Source organism: Antarctobacter sp., from assembly GCF_034670325.1.
Classification (GTDB): Bacteria; Pseudomonadota; Alphaproteobacteria; order Rhodobacterales; family Rhodobacteraceae; genus Antarctobacter.
Map to the genome: position 1 here is coordinate 45,051 of NZ_JAXMNR010000015.1, position 18,820 is coordinate 63,870.

17 protein-coding genes are annotated in these 18,820 nt (G+C 63.1%); 13 read left to right on the forward strand and 4 right to left on the reverse strand.

Annotation, left to right across the window (positions count from 1 at the left end; genetic code table 11):
• Window positions 1-41: 41 nt before the first annotated feature.
• Genes VOI21_RS23675 through VOI21_RS23700 form a run of 6 tightly spaced genes read left to right on the forward strand, consistent with a single transcriptional unit; the run spans window position 42 to window position 5,610 of the window.
• Window positions 42-524, forward strand: a complete 483-nt coding sequence (locus tag VOI21_RS23675; RefSeq protein ID WP_323772442.1) for a TRAP transporter small permease — start codon at window positions 42-44, stop codon at window positions 522-524.
• Window positions 521-1,801 (forward strand): TRAP transporter large permease, encoded by a 1,281-nt coding sequence (locus VOI21_RS23680; RefSeq protein WP_323772443.1) that lies wholly within the window; start codon window positions 521-523, stop codon window positions 1,799-1,801. The genes VOI21_RS23675 and VOI21_RS23680 overlap by 4 nt, the downstream gene beginning before the upstream one ends.
• An 8-nt stretch (window positions 1,802-1,809) precedes the next feature.
• The gene (locus VOI21_RS23685) at window positions 1,810-2,574 is read left to right on the forward strand and encodes an enoyl-CoA hydratase/isomerase family protein (RefSeq protein WP_323772444.1); all 765 of its coding nucleotides are present in this window, start codon (window positions 1,810-1,812) and stop codon (window positions 2,572-2,574) included.
• Window positions 2,571-3,359: an IclR family transcriptional regulator gene (locus tag VOI21_RS23690; protein WP_323772445.1), complete on the forward strand. Its 789-nt coding sequence runs from the start codon at window positions 2,571-2,573 to the stop codon at window positions 3,357-3,359. The genes VOI21_RS23685 and VOI21_RS23690 overlap by 4 nt, the downstream gene beginning before the upstream one ends.
• Before the next feature lie 14 nt (window positions 3,360-3,373).
• A complete protein-coding gene (locus VOI21_RS23695) occupies window positions 3,374-4,522 on the forward strand; it encodes a CoA transferase (protein ID WP_323772446.1) in 1,149 nt (382 codons plus the stop codon).
• Window positions 4,519-5,610: a CaiB/BaiF CoA-transferase family protein gene (locus tag VOI21_RS23700; protein WP_323772447.1), complete on the forward strand. Its 1,092-nt coding sequence runs from the start codon at window positions 4,519-4,521 to the stop codon at window positions 5,608-5,610. Before VOI21_RS23695 ends, VOI21_RS23700 begins: the two co-directional genes overlap by 4 nt.
• A gap of 65 nt (window positions 5,611-5,675) precedes the next feature.
• On the opposite strand, the gene repC is transcribed toward VOI21_RS23700, so the two are convergent.
• From repC to VOI21_RS23720, 4 genes are all read right to left on the reverse strand, one after another.
• Entirely contained in the window at window positions 5,676-6,746 is a 1,071-nt protein-coding gene (gene repC / locus VOI21_RS23705; RefSeq protein ID WP_323772448.1) for a plasmid replication protein RepC, read from the reverse strand.
• A 176-nt stretch (window positions 6,747-6,922) separates the two neighbouring features.
• Window positions 6,923-7,870 (reverse strand): plasmid partitioning protein RepB, encoded by a 948-nt coding sequence (repB, locus tag VOI21_RS23710; RefSeq protein WP_323772449.1) that lies wholly within the window; start codon window positions 7,868-7,870, stop codon window positions 6,923-6,925.
• Window positions 7,870-8,970 (reverse strand): plasmid partitioning protein RepA, encoded by a 1,101-nt coding sequence (gene repA / locus VOI21_RS23715; RefSeq protein WP_323772459.1) that lies wholly within the window; start codon window positions 8,968-8,970, stop codon window positions 7,870-7,872. The genes repB and repA overlap by 1 nt, the downstream gene beginning before the upstream one ends.
• A 371-nt stretch (window positions 8,971-9,341) precedes the next feature.
• Complete coding sequence (locus VOI21_RS23720) at window positions 9,342-10,511, reverse strand: mandelate racemase/muconate lactonizing enzyme family protein (protein WP_323772450.1); 1,170 nt, start codon at window positions 10,509-10,511, stop codon at window positions 9,342-9,344.
• A gap of 223 nt (window positions 10,512-10,734) precedes the next feature.
• On the opposite strand from VOI21_RS23720, the gene VOI21_RS23725 reads away from it, so the two are divergent.
• The 7 genes from VOI21_RS23725 to VOI21_RS23755 form a co-directional block, all read left to right on the forward strand.
• Window positions 10,735-12,255 (forward strand): sulfatase, encoded by a 1,521-nt coding sequence (locus VOI21_RS23725; RefSeq protein WP_323772451.1) that lies wholly within the window; start codon window positions 10,735-10,737, stop codon window positions 12,253-12,255.
• Window positions 12,256-12,269: 14 nt separating this feature from the next.
• Window positions 12,270-13,424 carry a mandelate racemase/muconate lactonizing enzyme family protein gene (locus VOI21_RS23730; protein ID WP_323772452.1) on the forward strand — a complete coding sequence of 385 codons (1,155 nt, stop codon included), beginning with the start codon at window positions 12,270-12,272 and terminating at the stop codon, window positions 13,422-13,424.
• 28 nt (window positions 13,425-13,452) lie between these two features.
• The gene (locus tag VOI21_RS23735; protein ID WP_323772453.1) at window positions 13,453-15,372 is read left to right on the forward strand and encodes an ABC transporter substrate-binding protein; all 1,920 of its coding nucleotides are present in this window, start codon (window positions 13,453-13,455) and stop codon (window positions 15,370-15,372) included.
• Between the two features lie 78 nt (window positions 15,373-15,450).
• Window positions 15,451-16,434: an ABC transporter permease gene (locus VOI21_RS23740; protein ID WP_323772454.1), complete on the forward strand. Its 984-nt coding sequence runs from the start codon at window positions 15,451-15,453 to the stop codon at window positions 16,432-16,434.
• Entirely contained in the window at window positions 16,431-17,576 is a 1,146-nt protein-coding gene (locus VOI21_RS23745) for an ABC transporter permease (protein ID WP_323772455.1), read from the forward strand. The genes VOI21_RS23740 and VOI21_RS23745 overlap by 4 nt, the downstream gene beginning before the upstream one ends.
• Before the next feature lie 7 nt (window positions 17,577-17,583).
• Window positions 17,584-18,606 carry an ABC transporter ATP-binding protein gene (locus tag VOI21_RS23750; RefSeq protein WP_323772456.1) on the forward strand — a complete coding sequence of 341 codons (1,023 nt, stop codon included), beginning with the start codon at window positions 17,584-17,586 and terminating at the stop codon, window positions 18,604-18,606.
• Window positions 18,599-18,820 (forward strand): ATP-binding cassette domain-containing protein (locus tag VOI21_RS23755; protein ID WP_323772457.1); only part of this gene is annotated, 222 nt, incomplete at its 3' end. The genes VOI21_RS23750 and VOI21_RS23755, both read left to right, overlap by 8 nt.

Genomic DNA, 18,820 nt, shown 5'->3' on the forward strand with positions numbered 1-18,820 from the left:
CGGGCGCGCACCCCGCGCCCGGACCTGACCCAGGAGGCATCATGCACATCATCGGCACATGGCTGCGCCGCGCGGAAATGCTGGTGTCCTTCGGGGCGCTGGCGGCGCTGACCGGCACCGTGCTTTGGGGCGTCCTGACGCGCTATGGCACTGAAAAACCGGCCGTCTGGACCACCGAACTGTCGGGCATCCTGTTCACATGGGTCGTCTACATCGGTGCCATGACCGCCCACCGCGAAGGCCGCCACATCCGGGTGACCCTGCTGGTCGATCTGATGCCCCCTGCCCTGCGCCGCGCCGTGATGTTGTTCGCCGACGCCAGCGTGCTGGGTTTTCTGGCCTATGTCACATGGCTCAGCTTTCTGATGATGCAAAAGGGCGCCACCCGCCCCTCGCCCGTCCTCGATATCCCGTTCAGCTGGGTCTACCTGGCCACCGTGATCGGCTTTGCCGGCATGACCCTTAGCCAGATCGCGCGCCTGTTGGGCCGCGCCACAGCCGCCACGCCAGAGGATGTGATATGAGCCTTGCTCCCGTTCTGATCCTGCTCTTCGGCATCGCCATCGGCATCCCCGTCGCCATGGCCATCGGCATGGCCGCGCTGTCGTTTTTCCTGCTGTCCGGGGCCATGCCGCCGGAAATCTTTGTGCAGCGCATGGTCGCCGTTACGCATTCCTTCCCCCTGCTCGCCGTGCCGCTGTTTGTCATGACCGGCGTGGTGATGAACTACGCCGGGATCACCACCCGCATGATGGGCTTTGCCGAGGCGATGACCGGCCATTGGAAAGGCGGCTTGGCGCAGGTCAACGTGCTCTTGTCGACGCTGATGGGCGGCGTGTCCGGTTCGGCCAATGCCGACGCTGCCATGCAGTCCAAGGTCTTGGTGCCGGAGATGACCCGCCGCGGCTATGACCTTGCGTTTTCCAGCGCGGTCACCGCGTCGTCGTCGATCATATCGGTCATCATCCCGCCGGGGATCGGCCTGATCTTGTACGGGTTCATGGGCGACGTGTCGATCGGGCGGCTGTTCCTTGCGGGCATCGTGCCGGGCGTGGTGATCTGCGCCGCCATGATGGTCGCCGTGGCGATCCGTGCGCGGCAGTTGAACCTGCAACCGGCCTATGACCGCCCGATGCCGTGGGCGGGCCGCTTCCGCGCCTTTCGCGGGGCGTTTCTGGCGCTGCTGGTGCCGGTGGGCATCGTGCTGGGCATCCGTCTGGGGTATTTCACACCCACAGAGGCGGGCGCGATGGCCGTCCTCTTCGCGGTCATCGTCGGCATCCTCCACGGCGACCTGCGCCTGGGCCACATCCGTCCGATCCTTGAACAGACCATGCAGGCCACCGCCGTGATCCTGCTGGTGATCTGCGCCGCCAATGCCTTTGGGTTTTACATGACGTGGGAGCGTATCCCCGCCCAAGTGGCCGAGGCGATGCTGTCCCTGACCTCTGACCCGCTGCTGCTGCTGTTGATCATCAACCTGCTGCTGATCCTTGCGGGCATGTTCATCGAAGGGTCCGCCGCGCTGATCCTGCTGACGCCGATCCTTGTGCCCGTGGTGATCAAACTGGGCGTCGACCCGGTCCATTTCGGCATCGTCATGGTGTTCAACCTGACCATCGCCGGGGTCACGCCGCCCCTTGGCACGCTGATGTTCACGACCTGCATGATCACCGGCACGCCCATCGGCAAATTCATCCGCGCGTCGCTGCCGTTCTACATCGTCCTCTTCGGAATGCTGATCGTGCTGACCTATGTCCCGCAGCTCTCGCTCTGGCTGCCCAACCTGAAATTCGACTGAGGCCCCCCATGACCACCGACACCGATGGCGCCGTGCGCTTTGACCTGACCGGAAACATCGCGGAAATCGTGCTGGACCGCCCGGCCAAACACAACGCCCTTACGCCCGCCATGTACCGCCAGATCGCCACCTGCTGCGCCGAGACGAATGAAACCGCCGCCGCCCATGTGGTGATCTTTCGCGGCGCAGGCGACCGCGCCTTTTGCGCAGGCTCCGACATTGCCGCATTGGACGGGTATGAGGATTTCTGGGCATGGCGCAATCGCTTCGACTACATCCCGCCAATCCTCAGCTTGCGCAAACCCGCCATCGCGGCGGTCAAGGGCTGGGCGCTTGGCGGCGGTCTGGAAATCGCGCTGGCCTGTGACCTGCGCGTGGTTGCCACCTCTGCCGTCTTTGCCGCGCCAGAGGTGCAGCTTGGCTGGAACGGCGCAGGCGGCGCCGCGCAGCACATGACCCGCCTCTGCGGTCAGGGGCAGGCGCTGAAATACCTGCTGACCGGTGACCGCTTCGACGCAGAGGAAGCCACCCGCATCGGCATGGTCGAGTACCTGACCGACCCCGGCGCGGAACTGACAAAGGCCCGCGAGGTCGCCCAACAAATCGCCAACCACGCCCCCCACGCCACCCAAGCGGTCAAGGCGGCGGTGCGCGGCGCGATGGATTTGACGCTGGAACAGGGCCTCCGAAACGAAAACGAACTCATGTCCCTCTGTTTCGCCAAGGCGGAACAGGCCAAACTGCGGGCCGACAAGACAGGGAATGAGCCATGACCAAAGCGGAAGAGAAAAAGAAATCCACCGTCCCGGCGGTGGAAAAGGCGCTGGACGTGCTGGAACTGCTGACCGACGCGCCAAACGGCCTGACGATGAACGAAATCACCGACGCGCTGAACCGCACGATGGGAGAGCTGTATCGCATCGTCATCTACCTGACCGAACGCGGCTACCTGCAACAGGACCCGCAGACCAGCCGCTATGCCCTGACCCTGCGCCTGTTCGAACTGTCACACCGCCACGACCCGACCGAACGGCTGTTGCACGCCGCCCTGCCCCGTCTGGAACGCATCGCCGCGCGCACCAATCAATCTTGCCACCTTGGCGTGCTGAACCGCGAAAACGTACTGGTCCTGACCAGCGTGGCCAGCCCCCTGCCCGCCGGATACGCCGTGCGCACCGGCGCGCTGTTCCCGGTCAGCCAGACCAGTTCCGGCCATGTGATCCTTGCCTTTTCCGACGACGACACACAGGCCCGCCACATCGCCCGCCAGCCCAAGGCTGACCGCGACGCCCTGCGCGCCCGCCTGACCCGCATCCGCGAAACCGGGTATGAGGACACCTCCAGCACCATGATCGCGGGCGTGCGTAACCTCTGCGCCCCGGTCTTTGATGCGCGCGGCGTGGTGGCGGCCATCACCTCCGGTTTCATCCAGCAGCTTGGTCAGGCCTCCACCGCAGAGGCCACGCTGGCAGAGATCCGCGCCACCGCGCTGGACCTGTCGCGCGGATTGGGCTTCTCACCCCAGAACAGTCCACATGAAAACGCTTTAACTCATTGATAACAGGTGACTAAATGACCATAGACGCCCCTGCCCTGCCGCTGACCGGCCTGCGCGTTCTGGATTTCGCACAATTCCTTGCAGGCCCCGTGGCGGCGCTGCGCCTCAGCGATCTGGGGGCCGAGGTCATCAAGGTCGAACGCCCCCAAGGCGGCGATCTCTGCCGGTCGATGGTGGTCAACGATCAGCGTCTTGAGGACGACAGCCTTGTGTTTCACACCTTCAACCGGGGCAAGAAAAGCGTCACCGCCGATCTGAAACAGCCCGCCGACCTGGACCGCATCCGCGCGCTGATCGCCACTGCCGATGTCATGATCCACAACTTTCGCCCCGGCGTGATGGACCGGATCGGGCTGGGCTATGACGCGGTGCGCGCGCTGAACCCTCGATTGGTTTATGGCGCGGTGTCCGGCTACGGCACCACCGGCCCGTGGCGCGACACCCCCGGTCAGGATCTGCTGGTGCAGGCGCTGTCGGGCATCGCATGGCTGAACGGCAACGCCGAGGACGGCCCCGTCCCCACCGGCTTTGCCATGCTGGACGTGGCCACCGCCGGGCATCTGGTGCAGGGCATTCTTGCCTGCCTCGTGCGGCGCGGGATCACCGGCGCGGGCGGTCTGGTCGAGGTGGACCTGATGTCCGCCGCGCTGGACATGACCTTTGAACAGTTCACCTGCTTTCTCAATGACGACAACCGCCAGCCCCGCCGCCATGCGCAGGGCAACGCCAACCCCTATCAGCCCGCCCCCTACGGCATCTATCCCACGGGCGACGGCTGGATGGCGCTGGCCATGTGTCCGCTGGCAAAACTGGCGGATCTGCTGGACGCCCCGCAGATCGCCGGTTTTGCGCAGAGCGACGCCTTTGCCCGATTGGATGAGATCAAATCCGTTGTCGGCGACGTCCTGAAAACACGCCCCACGCAGCACTGGCTGGACATTCTTGAGGCGGCGGGCATCTGGTGCGCCCCGGTTCTGGACTGGCCCGCCTTTGCGGCGAGCGACGGCTTTGCCGCGCTCGACCCGCTTCAGGACATCCAGACCGCCAGCGGCGCCACCGCCCGCACCACCCGCTGTCCCATCCGCATTGACGGGAACACCCTTCGTAACGCCGCCGCCGCGCCTGCATTGGGGGCCGACACCGCAGCGATCCTGACGCCATGACCGCGCCGCTTGACGGCATCACCGTTGTCGATTTCAGCCAGTTCCTTGCGGGGCCATATGCCTCGCTGCGGCTGTTGGACATGGGCGCGCGGGTCATCAAGATCGAGAACCCCGATGGCGGTGATCTGTGCCGCCATCACTATGTCTCTGACACCCGTATCAAGGGCGACTCGACGCTGTTTCACGCCATCAACCGCGGCAAGGAAAGCATCGCGCTGGACCTGAAAACCCCGCAGGGATTGGACGCAGCGCGCCGCCTGATTGCCCAAGCCGACGTGGTGATCCAGAACTTTCGCCCCGGCGTGATCGACCGTCTGGGCCTGTCCTATGAACAGGTCTGCGCGATCAATCCGCAGGTCGTCTATGGCTCCATTTCCGGCTACGGCGAAAGCGGCGATTGGGCCGCCCTGCCCGGTCAGGATCTGCTGGCGCAGGCGCGATCTGGCCTGATGTGGCTCAGCGGGAATGCAGGCGACGGGCCGGTGCCCGTGGGTCTGCCGATCGCGGATATCTCTGCCGGGGCCTGCCTGACCCAAGGGCTGCTGGCCGCGCTGTTCCGGCTGGCCCGCACCGGCAAAGGAGACCATGTTCAGACCTCGCTGCTGGAGGCGCTGATGGATATGCAGTTCGAGTTCCTCAGCACATGGTTGACCAACGGCCAGACCCCGCCGCAACGCATGGATCAGGGGTCGGCCCACGGCTATCTGGGCGCGCCTTACGGCGTTTATGCTTGCGCCACAGGCCATCTGGCACTGGCGATGACCCCGCTGGACCGGCTGGGCGCGGCGTTGAACTTGGACCTGAGCGGTGATCCGTTCAAGGACCGCGACGCCCTGTGCCAACGCATCGCCATCCGGCTAAAGGACAAATCCGCGGCCACGTGGGAAACCGATCTGGGTGCTCTTGGCATCTGGTGCGCCCGCGTGCTGACGTGGGAGGACATGCGCAACCAAGGCGGCGATCTGGTCGCCCGGATGTTGTCCCCCTCCGCCCCGATCCGGATGGAGGGTATTCGGCCTGCCCCGGCCTCGACAGGTCCGGAACTGGACGAACACGGCGACAGGCTGCGCGCGGAATTTCTGCTGTAGCCAGAGCCAAACGCACTGGCCCAATGACAGAAATTGTCAGCTGACAATTCCGGCGTCACAGCGTCTCAGCAGACCAGATTGTCAGCTGACAATCGCCGACTGTTCAGCGCCTTCACCATCGCCTTGAGGTTCAATCGCCCTTGAACGGCGCGCTTGCACAAGCCGCGCAGATACGCGCCCGGACTGCGGATATCGGCCATCTTTTCAAGGATACACAGGATGACAACCGCCGTTCCCTGACGCCCGATCAATCCATGCGCCTCTTCATAGGTGGGCCGGTCGATGCCCATCATGGGGTAAAGCTGTCCTGCGGCTCTTTGCAGTCCGTCCCAATCGTTTGGCGCGTCGGGCAGGAAACTGCGGTATTCATGGCATGCGTCCACCACATCGGTCAGCGATACGGGGGCGGTTTGATCTCCGCGATTTGCCTCGGCCCTAGATACAGAAATGGATTCATCTGTAGTCTGTATGTGCCGCTCATTTTCGCGGGTTTCGGCGCTCATTTCGGCGGGTGCGAGGGCAATTTTCCGGCTGTTGTCCAAGTGGTTTTCCAAGGTTGCCAACAGCGCGCGCAGGTCATCGGCACCGGTCTTGCGGCGCAGTGTCAGGCGGGTTTCTTCGATCAGGGGGTGATCTTCGGTCAGGGTGCCGTCCTCGATCAACCGCATCCGCGTGGCCGCCAGTTGGGCGCGCAGGGCGGCGATCTCCTTGGCGGCTTGCATCTCTGCTTCGGCGGCCATCGCGACGGTGTCCGCCTCCCGCGCAAGTGGGCTGAGATCGAACCCAAAGGCGAGGCCACCAGAGCGGGCAAAGCGTTTGCGGTTGGCGCTGTCTTGACGGCTGACAATCCCCAGCCGGACCAGCGTCGCCAGATGCCGGCGCAGGGTGCTTTCGGGCATTCCGTTCAGCCGTTGTGACAGGGTGCGGTTCGAGGGAAAGACGACCGCCAGACCGGCGCTGGCGGGCAGTTCGCGTTCGGGAAAGAACGACAGCAGGGCGCGCAACACCGTCAGGGTGCGGTGGTTCAGTCCAAACCGCGCGGCGGCGCGGGTCAGCATGTCGAGAAGCGCCCATTTGTCATGGGACGGGCATAGCTCGACCGGCTGCCCGAAGGGGATTCGGGACATTTCCATCATGTAAATTTCACGTAAGACAAAAAAGTAGCGCCCACCGAATCGGTAGCGTTGACAGGGTCAGTGCTGAGGGGCTATCTCAAGAGTGCGAGAAATGAGAGAGCCTTCCGGGATCAATCCTGGGGGGCTTTTCTTTTGGTCTTCTGTCGTGCCTCCTGTGTCTGCTCGTTTCGGTGCCTTCAGTCTTCCGACCGGTTTTTGAGCCAGCGGTCGTGAAGCTCTTTCACAAGGTCCTCTGCGTGGCTGTCGAGCCATGCGGCAAAAGCCCCTGTGGTTGTCATCGTCATCCCATTGTCCGACCGTTTGACGCGCGCCAGAGCGACGCCGCCGGGGCCGGTGATCTTGCGGGCGGGCAGGGGGCGTACCTTGGCCGCTTTGGGGGTGGCGGCGCCGGTGGCCCATGCCAGAACCTGTTCGAACCGCGCATCTGACCCGTCGATGTAATCCAGCGTCTGCATCCGCGCCGTCACGCGCTCACGGACGGTGTCGGCCTCCAACGCCTCGACCAGTTTCAGCCAGCGTTCGCGGCCGATGCCGGGGGCAGAGCCGATGTCGCGCAGGAACGCCATGTCAAAGGAGCGACCCACTTTCAGCATCCGGCTGACCATCGGAAGGTCGATCGACAGCGCGTCGGCAATGGTCTGGCGGTCGTAGTCCAGCGTTTCCAACTGCGCGGCAAAGCTGGCTTTTTCGATAAAGGACAGGTCCTGACGGGCGGTGTTTTCCTGCCCCTGCGCCAGCACCAGCGCCTTGTCGTCCAGATGGCGCACCATCGCCTTGACCGTCTGGCCCAACTCGCGCAGGGCGATCACCCGGCGGCGGCCATAGACGATGTCGAAATGCCCCGGCTGATCGGCGCGGGGGCGGACGAGGACGGGCACCTGTTGTCCGTAGACACGCAACGACTCGCGCAGGGCGCTGTCGGCGGTCTCATCCGTGCCCAGACGGTCGGCCACGCCCGCGTCATGGATCAGTGCCGGGTCCAGATCCTGAACCGCGTTTTCCTGTAGCTTTGTCAGCGAACTTTGCAGCGCGCCGACGGTGCCACGGGGCATCATCCGTTCCGCGGCATTGCGCCGGGCCGGTTTTGCGGTTGGATCGGTGGAGAGGATTCCCTTGCGTGCCATCAGCGCCCCCAAGCCTGTTGCATCAGCGTTTCGATCTCATCATTCACAGCATTCAGTGAATCCACCGCGCGGTCATAGGTGTTGCGGTGAAAGGCGCTGCGTTCGACCTCGTAGATGGTTTGCTGGGTCAGACCGGCGTCGGAAATCGCAGTGGATTTCAGCATGGCGTTGGTCATGACCTCATCGCCGAACAGCTGCCGCAGAAAGGCGACGACCTGTTGCTGCGGCCCGTCAGAGGGTTCGTAGCGGTTGATGAGAAAACGCAGAAAATCGAACTCCATCCGCGCGCCAGCATCGGACACCACGTCGAGCAGGTCGGCGCTCATTTGCAGGAACTGACTCATCGAGGCGACGTCCAGCATGTTGGGCACCACAGTGATCAGCACCCCGGTCGAGGCGCAGAGCGCCGACATGGTCAGGTAGCCAAGCTGCGGCGGACAGTCGAAGATGATGACGTCGTAATCGGCCTCGACCTCTTGCAGGGCGGCGGCCATGCGGGCGTAAAAGGGGGGCTGTATGTTGTTGCGCAGCGCGGTGGGCGTTTCGTGTTCGAACTCTTGCAGGATCAATCCGCCGGGGGCGAGGTCCAGCCCGGTGAAATAGGTTTCCTGAATGATCTCGCGGAAGGGCAGGGGGTCCTCATAGCGGATCGCATCGTAGATCGACCCGGAATGCAGGAAATCAACCTCTGGTTGATGGCCGAACAGGGTGGTGAGCGAGGCCTGCGGGTCGATGTCGACCGCCAACACGCGATAGCCGCGCAGGGCAAGGCGCTGCGCGGTGTGGATGGATGAGGTCGTCTTGCCCGAGCCACCCTTGAAGTTGAGGAAGGACAGCACCTGCACCGGGTCGCCCTCACGTCTGCCTTTGAGATAGCCGCCGGGGGATTTGGCGTTTTCCTCCAATACCTTGCGGATGGTCGTCAGGTCCGCCGCGGAATAGTGCCTGCGACCACCGGGCGTCATGTGTACATCTGGTACACGATCCTCGAAGTGCAGTTTGCGCAGGAAACTGGGGGAAATGCCCAACAGGTTCGCCGCCTCGCCAGCGGAGAACAGGCGAAGCTGCTTGCGCGCGTCGGGCGCAAAGCTTTTGAGCATATGCGCCTCAAGCGCATCCGCGAGGTTTTGCGCGTTTTCGCGGATCCGTGTATTGATGTGGATCGGGTCTGGTCCGCCTGTCACCTGTCTGCCGCCTCTTAGGAACGCTCTTTTTCGCCAGAGCTTTGTTTTCCGTTTCTTTACGCAAGTTGAAGGGCTTTTGGCAACTGTTTCGTGCACCCGGACCGCATTGGCCGCCGTTCTAGATATTGTGGCTGTTCATGCGAACGATGCAATGGGCGCTTTAGGTCGTTGAAAAAATTAGAAAAATTTACACCTGCGATGCGAAACCGGGAAATCTGGCGATTTTGGCGGTCCGGACGGCGGACCCTGTCGCGGCAGGGCAGGGGGCGGCGCGGCGAATCGGGTGATCAGGGGCTGTGATAGCGGAGCCCCTTGGCCGTCAGGCTGGCGTGCAGGGTTTCAAAGCGTGACAGGCTGTCGGGCAGGGCGGTGACGCCAAGGCCGGGGGCCTGTGGCAGGTGCAGGCGGTTTTGCGCCTGTCCGGGTCGGAACAGGTCAAAACCCGCGCGCAGCGGATTGGGATTTACATCCACCTCCAGCAGGCCGGGACCGCCAACGGCAGCCAGCAGCGCGGCTGAGGCCAACAGGCCGATGCCGCCGCCTAGAAAATGCGGGCAATAGGTGACCCCGGCGTTCAGCGCGCGGCGGGCGACCCCCTCACACCCGGTGATGCCGCCCCATTTGGCAAGATCCGGTTGCAGGTAGCCGAAGGTGCCCGCCGCAAGGGCGCTGTCAAAGGCGTCGAATCCGGCGATGTTTTCGCCGCCCGCTAGGGGGATCCCGCTGGCCTGTTGGATACGGGCCCAGTCCTCTGGTGCGGCGGTGGCGATGATCGGTTCCTCCAGCCAGCCCAGTGAAACGCCCGCGAGTCCCTGTAGATAGGCAATGGCCTGATCCGCGTCCCACCCCTGATTGGCGTCGGCAAAGAGCCGTTCGCCGGGCGCAAGTGTCCCGGCGATCCGCAGGGTGTCCGCAATGTCGCGGGGCAGGTCGAAGCCGGTCTTGATCTTGAAGGCGGTATGCCCATTTGCGCGGCAGCGGGGGATGATCCCGGAGGCGTCGCGGATGTGGATGCCGCTGGCATAGGTGGGGACCGAGGGCGGCGCATCGGGGTTGAGGAACTGCGCAAGACTGTGGCCTGACGCGCGCGCCATCAGGTCATGAATCGCCACGTCCAGCCCCGCGATCCCCTGATCGAACGGCCCCCATTCGCGGCATTGCAGGGCGCGGATTCGGGTCTGTTCGGTGAGGCGGTAAAACAGGTCGGAGCGGTGGGCAAAGCGCTGTCCGATCAACAGATCGCCCATATCCTCGACCAGCAGGCGCGCGCGGTGTTCGGCCCCGGCAGCGGGCCAGTTGGCAAACACCTCCCCCCAGCCAAAGGCGCCATCGGTATCCTCGATCCGCACAAAGACGGCGGGACGGTCGCGCATGGCGCCGAAACTGGTGGCTACGGGCCGGTCCAGCGGCACGCGAAACACGTGCACATCAAGGCGGGAGAGGGGGGGCGTGGTCATTGTCTGTCCATTCTCTGGCCGGGTCAGTTGAAGAAGTTTCTTTTGGTATCAGCGTCGTAGCCTATTATTTTGGTCATACCAAAAATAAATAGTCGACACGAGGGAAAAAATAGTCGACGATTTTGGAAATATCGTTGGTTGAAATCATACCGCGACACTTCGGAGTTTGGGAGGGCTTCATGGGCATGAGACAGGCAAGCACAGGCGCGTCAGGGACCACGGTATGAGCCGCGCGCCGGATATCCTGTTGATTACCACGGACCAACAGCGCGGCGATTGCATCGGCGGGGCCGGGCGGGGCGTGCGGACGCCAAACATTCAGCGCATCGCCGACCGGGGCGCGCGGTTTGACACCTGCATCACGCCGCATCCCATGTGCCAGGCTGCGCGTGCCTCTATCCTGACCGGCAAGCTGCCTTATAGCCACGGCGTGCGCGACAACGGGCGCAACCTTGACCCGGCGATTGCCGCCGAGGGGTTCGGCGGGGTGTTTGCCCGTGCCGGATATGATACCCGGTTCATCGGCAAGGCGCATCTGTCCACCCATGAGACGTTTGCGGCCACCGGGACGCCAGAGTGCTACATCTCTGTCGCGGATTACCCCGAGGATTGGACCGGGCCCTATATGGGGTTCGACCGGGTCGGAATGATGCTGCGCCCGCACCATCACTGTGGCTGGAAGGACAAGCCTTACACGCTGCACTATGAGAATTTCCTGGATCAGGACGGGCAGGGCGGCGACCGCTGGGCGCGGGCCAAGGTGCCGGTGCCGCCGCTGACCCATCACAAGCAGGTCTGGCGCTCGGCGCTGGACGATGAATGGCAGTCAACCAGCTGGATCGGCGATCAGGCGATGGAGATGCTGCAAGAGGACCGGGACGCGCCGCTGGTGGCATGGGTCTCTTTCCCCGATCCGCACCCGCCGTTCCTTGCCTCGGCGCCGTGGTCGACGATGTATGACCCCGCAGAGGTGGATCTGCCGCCGCACCGCGCATTGGACCTTGACCGGCGGCCGTGGTGGCACCGCGCCTTTCTGGAAAGCCCGACGCGGCGCAACCAAAAACGCGACCATGCGGGCGATCAACCCTATTGGGGCTATGAGGGCGCACTGAACGACCGCGACCTGCGCGACGTGACAGCCGTCTACTACGGCATGATCGCCGCCATTGATCATCAGATCGGGCGCATTCTGGATCATCTTGAGACCGAAGGGCGGCTGGAGAACACCATCGTCATCTTCACCTCCGACCACGGCGAATGGCTGGGGGATCACGGCCTGCTGCTGAAAGGTCCGATGCTGTATGACGGGCTGCTGCGTGTGCCGTTGGTCATGGCGGGGCCGGGGATCGGGCAGGGGCGCTATGATGCGCCGGTGTCCACGCTGGACCTGCGGGCGACGATGGCCGAATTGGCCGGGCTGACCGTATCGGATGACGACGGCACATCGCTGACCGACGTCATGCAGGACGGCACCCGCGACGTCGCCCACAACGAATGGGAGGTGGACGCCGTGCGCAGTGGCGTTGACCTTGACCTGCGGACAGTGCGGTCACGCACGCACCGCCTGTCCATCGACCTCAAGAGCGGGGCAGGGGAGCTGTATGACCTGACCGCCGATCCGCATGAAATGACAAACCTCTGGGACGAACCTTCTGCCGCCGCCACGCGCGACCGGCTGACCGCGTGCATCGCGGAAAACCGTCCCGGCATGATCCCGGTCGCCCCGCGCGTCGGCTGGCACTGAAAGGCCCCCTTAGAATGTCAAAAATCGCTGCTATTGAACCGCTTTTGGCCCGCGTCGGCATCCGCAACCAGCTATTGGTGAAGGTGACGACAGAGGACGGCCTGATCGGCTGGGGTGAATCCGGCCTCTCGGCGCGCGAAGATTCCGTCGCCGCCACGATCCGGCATTTTGCGTCGTTTCTGGTGGGCAAGGATTCCAACCAGATCGGGCGCATCTGGCAGGAAAGCTATCGCAGCCAGTATTTTGAGGGCGGGCGGGTGCTGACCGCCGCCATGTCGGCCATCGATATCGCGCTGTACGATATTCTTGGCAAACGGCTGGAGGTGCCGGTCTATCAACTGCTGGGCGGCAAGCAGCGCGATGAGATCCCGACCTTTCCCAGCTGTCAGGGCAACACTCTTGAGGAGCTGCTGGGCAAGGCACGGGTTCTGGTGGATGCCGGTTGGGATTGCTTGCGCATTTACACGGGTGAATTCAACGGCGACGGAGAATTCGACCCGCGCAAGAACCTGAACCGCGCGGTCCGGGAACTGATCGCACTTCGCGAAACCTTTGGCCCCGATCTGTGTCTGGGGATCGACCTGCATCACCGGTTGTCCATCGCCGAGACGGTGGATTTCTGTAACCGGCTGCCGGTTGGCACGCTTGATTTTCTCGAAGAGCCGATCCGGGATGAGACGCCGCAGGCGTACCGGACGCTGCGATCCATGACCAATATCAACTTTGCCATAGGCGAAGAGTTTTCGTCAAAATGGCAGGCCGCGCCTTACATCGAAGAGGGTCTGACCCAGTACATGCGGCTGGACATCTGCAATATCGGCGGCTTCACCGAGGCGATGAAAGTCGCGGGCTGGTGTGAGCAGCATTACATCGATCTGATGCCGCACAATCCGCTGGGCCCGGTCTGCACGGCGGCGACCGTCCACATGGCCGCCGCTGTGCCGAATTTCTCTTGGGTTGAGACCCGGCAAGGCCCGACAGAGGACCTTGGCTTTCACGATCCAGAGCTGTTCCCCGTCCAGATCCCGCTGGAGGGGATCACCTACAAGGTGCCCGACCGCCCCGGTCTGGGCGTCGAGGTGGACGAGGCCAAGATCCGGGCAACAACGCCCGCACATGTCGAACCGCCGCATCTGATGCGACCGGACGGATCGGTCACCAACTGGTGACCCCATTCAGCAAGGAGGAGGAGATCTGATGCTGATGAACAAGAAAATGACAACCCTGGCCAGTGTCATCGCGATGGCGGTGGCTGGACAGGCCTACGCCTGGGACGAGGCCCCGCAACTGGCGGATCTGGTGGCAGCGGGGGATCTGCCGCCCATCGAAGACCGCCTGCCGGCAGAGCCGCTGGTGATGGACCTGATCGAGGGGCCGGGCGAATACGGCGGCACCCTGCGCCGCGCCATCCTTGGTGGTGGCGACCAGCACAACATGGTCCGCACCATCGGCAGCGACAACATGGTGCGCTGGTCCCCGGACTGGTCCGAGGTGCGCCCCAATATCGCGCAATCTTGGGACGTGTCCGACGACGCCTCCAAGTTCACCTTTCATCTGCGCGAAGGCATGAAATGGTCGGACGGCGCGCCGTTCACCGCCGATGACATCCTGTTCTGGTATGAGGACATCTTTTCCGACACAGAGCTGACGCCCAACAAGGATTCGACCTTTGTCGGCCCCGCGGGTCCGGTCAAAGTGACCAAGATCGACGACACCACGGTCGAGTTCGACTTTGGTGCGCCGAACGGATTGTTCCTGCAGGCGCTGGCCTATGGGTTCGGCTATCACCCGACGGCCTATCCGAAACACTACCTGTCGCAGTTCATGCCCAAGTATAACGCCGATATTCAGGCGTTGGTGGACGCGGAACCGGCGGCGGCCAGCTGGGTACAGCTGTTCAACCTCAAGGCCGGGCCGATGGACACGCCGCTGTTCTGGCAGAACCCGGACCGCCCGACGCTGCACGCGTGGCACCTGACCAACGCCTACGGCACCACCGACCGGGTCGTGGCCGAACGGAACCCCTATTACTACAAGGTCGACAGCGAAGGGCAGCAACTGCCCTATATCGACCGCATCACCTATGATCAGGTCGAGGATGTGGAAACCATCCTGCTAAAGGCGTTCAACGGCGAGATCGACTATATGCTGCGCCACATCGGGCGGCCGTCGAACAAGGCTTCGCTGACCGACAACATGGAGCGCGGCAAATACCGCTTCTTCGATGTGGGCGACCTGCCGGCCAACATCATGATCCTGATGATGAACCTCAACCACACCGATCCGGTCAAGCGTGAGGTCATCAACAACAAGGATTTCCGCATCGGGGTCAGCCACGCCATGAACCGGCAAGAGGTCATCGACCTGCTGTACTTTGGCGCCGGTCAGCCCGCGCAGACCGCCCCGCGTGAGGGCACGGAACTGTACAAGGAAGAATACGCCAAGCAGTTCACCGAGTATGACACCGACCTGGCCAACGAATATCTGGACAAGGTGCTGCCGGAAAAGGATGACGAGGGTTACCGCCTTGGGCCGGACGGCAAACGGTTTACGCTGATCTACCTTGTGGCGGACGTGTTCGGCCTGCAATATCCCGACGCGATGGAGTTGATCGCCGGGTATGCCCGCGACGTCGGCCTCGATTTCCAGATCCGCACCACCGACCGATCGCGCCTGATCGAACTGCACACCTCGAACGATTTCGACGCCTATCTGTGGAACTGTTCGGGTGGGCAGGCGGATGCCTATACCTCGCCGATCTGCTATGTGCCGACGATCTCGAACTCTGTCAGCTGGGCGCGCACCTGGGCGCAATGGGGGGTCGATCCCGCCACCGGAGAGGAACCGCCGCAAGCGGTCAAGGATATCTTCGAGACCTACAAACAGGTCCGCGCCGCTGCCTCGCCCGAAGAACAGAAGGCGCTGATGCAACAGGTGCTGGATATGGCGTCAGAGCAGTTCTTTACCATTGGCATGGTGCAGAACGACCCGGTGTTCGGCATTGCCCGCAACAACGTCAAGAACGTGCCCGATCCGCTGCCGATTGCCGGTCAGCTATGGTTCCCGGCACCTTACACCGCGCAGATGTACTTTGAGGGTGGGGCAAACCTGCCCTGATCCAAAGTACTCTGAGGGGCGCCTGCTTTTCCTCCCGGCGGGCGCCCTGACCTTGTTCTGCAACGAAACGGAGAAGACATGGGCGGCTTTATCCTGCGGCGGGTTCTATACATGATCCCCACCGTCTTTCTGGTCTCCATCGTGACCTTCATCATCATCCAGCTTCCGCCGGGCGACTATCTGGACACGCTGGCCGCCGAAATGGGCGAGGCCGGTGTCGACAACACCGCCGTGGTCGAACAACTGCGAGAGCAGTACGGGCTGGGCCAGCCGATGTACCTGCAATACTGGAAATGGATGACCGGCATCCTGCTGGAGGGCGATTTCGGCATTTCCTTTGAAAAGAACGTGCCGGTGACGGATGTGATCTGGGACCGGCTGGGCTGGACCTTTGCGATCTCGATCCTGACGCTGATCTTTATCTGGATCGTCGCGCTGCCCATCGGCATCTATTCGGCGGTGCGCAAGTATTCGGTGGGCGATTACGTCGCCACCCTGCTGGGGTTCATCGGGCTTGCGGTGCCGAACTTTCTGCTGGCGCTGGTCATGATGTACGTGGCGTTCAAGTACTTCGGCCAGTCGGTCGGCGGACTGGTTAGTCCTGAATATCTGGATCAGCCGTGGTCCTGGGCCAAGTTCGGCAACCTGCTGCAACACATCTGGATGCCGGTCTTCGTGGTTGGCACATCGGGGGCGGCGGCGCTGATCCGCATCATGCGCGCCAACCTGCTGGATGAACTGTACCGCCCCTACGTCGTCACCGCCCGCGCCAAGGGCATGTCGGAATTCCAACTGCTGTTGCGCTATCCCGTGCGCGTGGCGCTGAACCCCTTCATCTCGACCATCGGATGGATCCTGCCGACACTGGTGTCGGGTGAGATCATTGTTGCCGTGGTGATGAACCTACCCACCACCGGGCCGCTGCTGCTGCGCGCGCTATTGGTGCAGGACATGTATCTGGCGGGCTCGCTGATCCTGATCGTCAGCATGCTGACGGTGATCGGCACGCTCTTGTCCGATGTTCTTCTTGCCTGGGTTGACCCAAGGATACGTTACCAATGACATCCATCGATTCCGCATCCGAGGTGCAGGCGGCCGAGTCCGTCAAGACACCTGATCTGCTGGGCCCCTGGGCACTGATGTGGCGGCAGTTCCGCCGTCACAAGATCGCCTACTTCAGCCTGTTCATCGTCGGCTTCATCTATGTCGTCGCGCTGTTCGGCGAATTCCTGAGCCCCGCCAGCCATCTGGACACCAACACCCGCGCGCCGTTTGCGCCGCCGCAGGGCATCCATTTCTTCGCCCCGGGCGAGGACGGCGAAAGCCGGTTCATCCTGCACGCCCGCGGCCTGAAGATGGAAATCGACCGCGAGGCGATGCGCCGCCATTTCGTCGAGGACCCGGAAAAGGTGATCCCGCTGGGGTTCTTCGTGAAAGGGTACGAGTACAAGCTGCTCTGGCTGATCCCGACGGACCGGCATTTCTTTGGCCCCAAGAACCCGCGCGACAAGGTCTATTTCTTCGGTGCGGACCGGCTGGGCCGCGATATCCTCAGCCGGATCATCATGGGCACGCGGATTTCAATGTCCATCGGCCTTGTCGGGGTCGCGGTCTCATTGATTGTCGGGGTCAGCCTTGGCGGGATTTCCGGCTACTACGGCGGCTGGATCGACAACGCCATCCAGCGGTTGATCGAATTCCTGCGGTCCATTCCGACGATCCCGCTGTGGATGGGCCTTGCCGCCGCGATCCCGCTGGATTGGCCACCGCTGCGGACCTATTTCGTGGTGACGTTGATCGTGTCGATGATCGGCTGGACGACTCTTGCACGCGAGGTGCGGGGCAAGTTCCTGTCGCTGCGGCATGAGGATTTCGTGGTCGCCGCGCGGTTGGACGGGCTGTCGGACTGGGAGATCATCCGCAAACATCTGGTCCCCAGTTTCGCCAGCCATATCATCGCCTCGCTGACGCTGGCGGTGCCGCTGATGATCCTTGCCGAAACCTCGCTGTCGTTCCTTGGCATCGGGTTGCAGCCCCCCATCGTGTCATGGGGCACCCTGCTGAAAGAGGCCCAGAACATCCGCACCATCATCGAGGCCCCCTGGCTATTGATTGCGCCCGGCGCGGTCATCGTGACAGCGGTGCTTGCCCTCAACTTTCTAGGAGACGGCCTTCGCGATGCCGCTGATCCCTATGCCCAGTGAGACCCCCATGATCGAAATTCGCGGGTTGAAGACCCATTTCTTTACCGACGACGGGCTGGTCAAGGCCGTCGAAGGGGTGGATCTGGACATTCATCCCAACCGCACCCTGTGCCTGCTGGGAGAGTCGGGCTGCGGCAAGTCGATCCTTGCCCGGTCCATCCTGCGCATCGTCGATGCGCCGGGGCGGATCACCGGGGGCAGCATCCTGTATCACGCCGCCGATGGCCGCACCGTCGATCTGGCCCGCGCGCGGCCCGGATCACGCGAGCTGCGGTCGATCCGGGGCAGTGATATTGCGATGATCTTTCAGGAACCCATGTCCTCGCTGGGGCCGATCCAGAAGATCGGCAAGCAGATCACCGAAACCATCCGCCTGCACCGCGACGTGACCAAGGCCGAGGCCAAGGAAGAGGCCATCGACATGCTGGCCCGCGTCGGCATTCCGCGCCCGGCGGAACGGTTTGAAAGCTATCCTTTTGAACTGTCCGGCGGGATGCGACAGCGGGCGATGATTGCGATGGCGCTGTCGTGTCAGCCGCGCCTGTTGATCGCGGATGAGCCGACGACGGCGCTGGACGTGACCACGCAGGCGCAGATCCTCGACCTGATCGCAGAGCTGAAGGATGAACTCAAGATGGCGGTCATGCTGATCACCCATGATCTGGGTGTGGTGGCCGAGGTCGCCGATGACGTGGCGGTGATGTATATGGGCAAGATCGTCGAGAAATCAGACGTTTACGGGCTGTTTGAAAATCCGCAGCACCCCTACACCCGCGCGCTGCTGGATTCGGTGCCGCGCATCGGGATGACCGCAAAGGGCCGCTTGCCCGCGATCCGGGGCATGGTCCCGCATCCGTTGGCGCGGCCCTCTGGCTGTACCTTTCGCACCCGCTGCGATCACTTCATGGCCGGCACCTGCGACGTGCGGGAGCCGCGCCTGAAACAGGTCGGAGAGGGCCAAGTGGCCTGTTTCCTGCACGATAACGAAGATGCGCGCCTAAAGCGCGACGAGGAGAGCGTCGATGTCTGAGGCCATCCTAGAGGTCCGCGACCTGACCAAGCAGTTCGGAGCCGCCAAGGGCGGGTTACTGTCGAAAAAGGCGGACGGCTTTGTCGCGGTGGATTCCGTGTCCTTTGACGTCATGCGCGGTGAGACGTTCGGCATCGTCGGCGAAAGCGGCAGCGGTAAGACCACGCTGGGGCGCTGTATCCTGCGGGTGCATGACCCCAGTTCCGGCAGCATG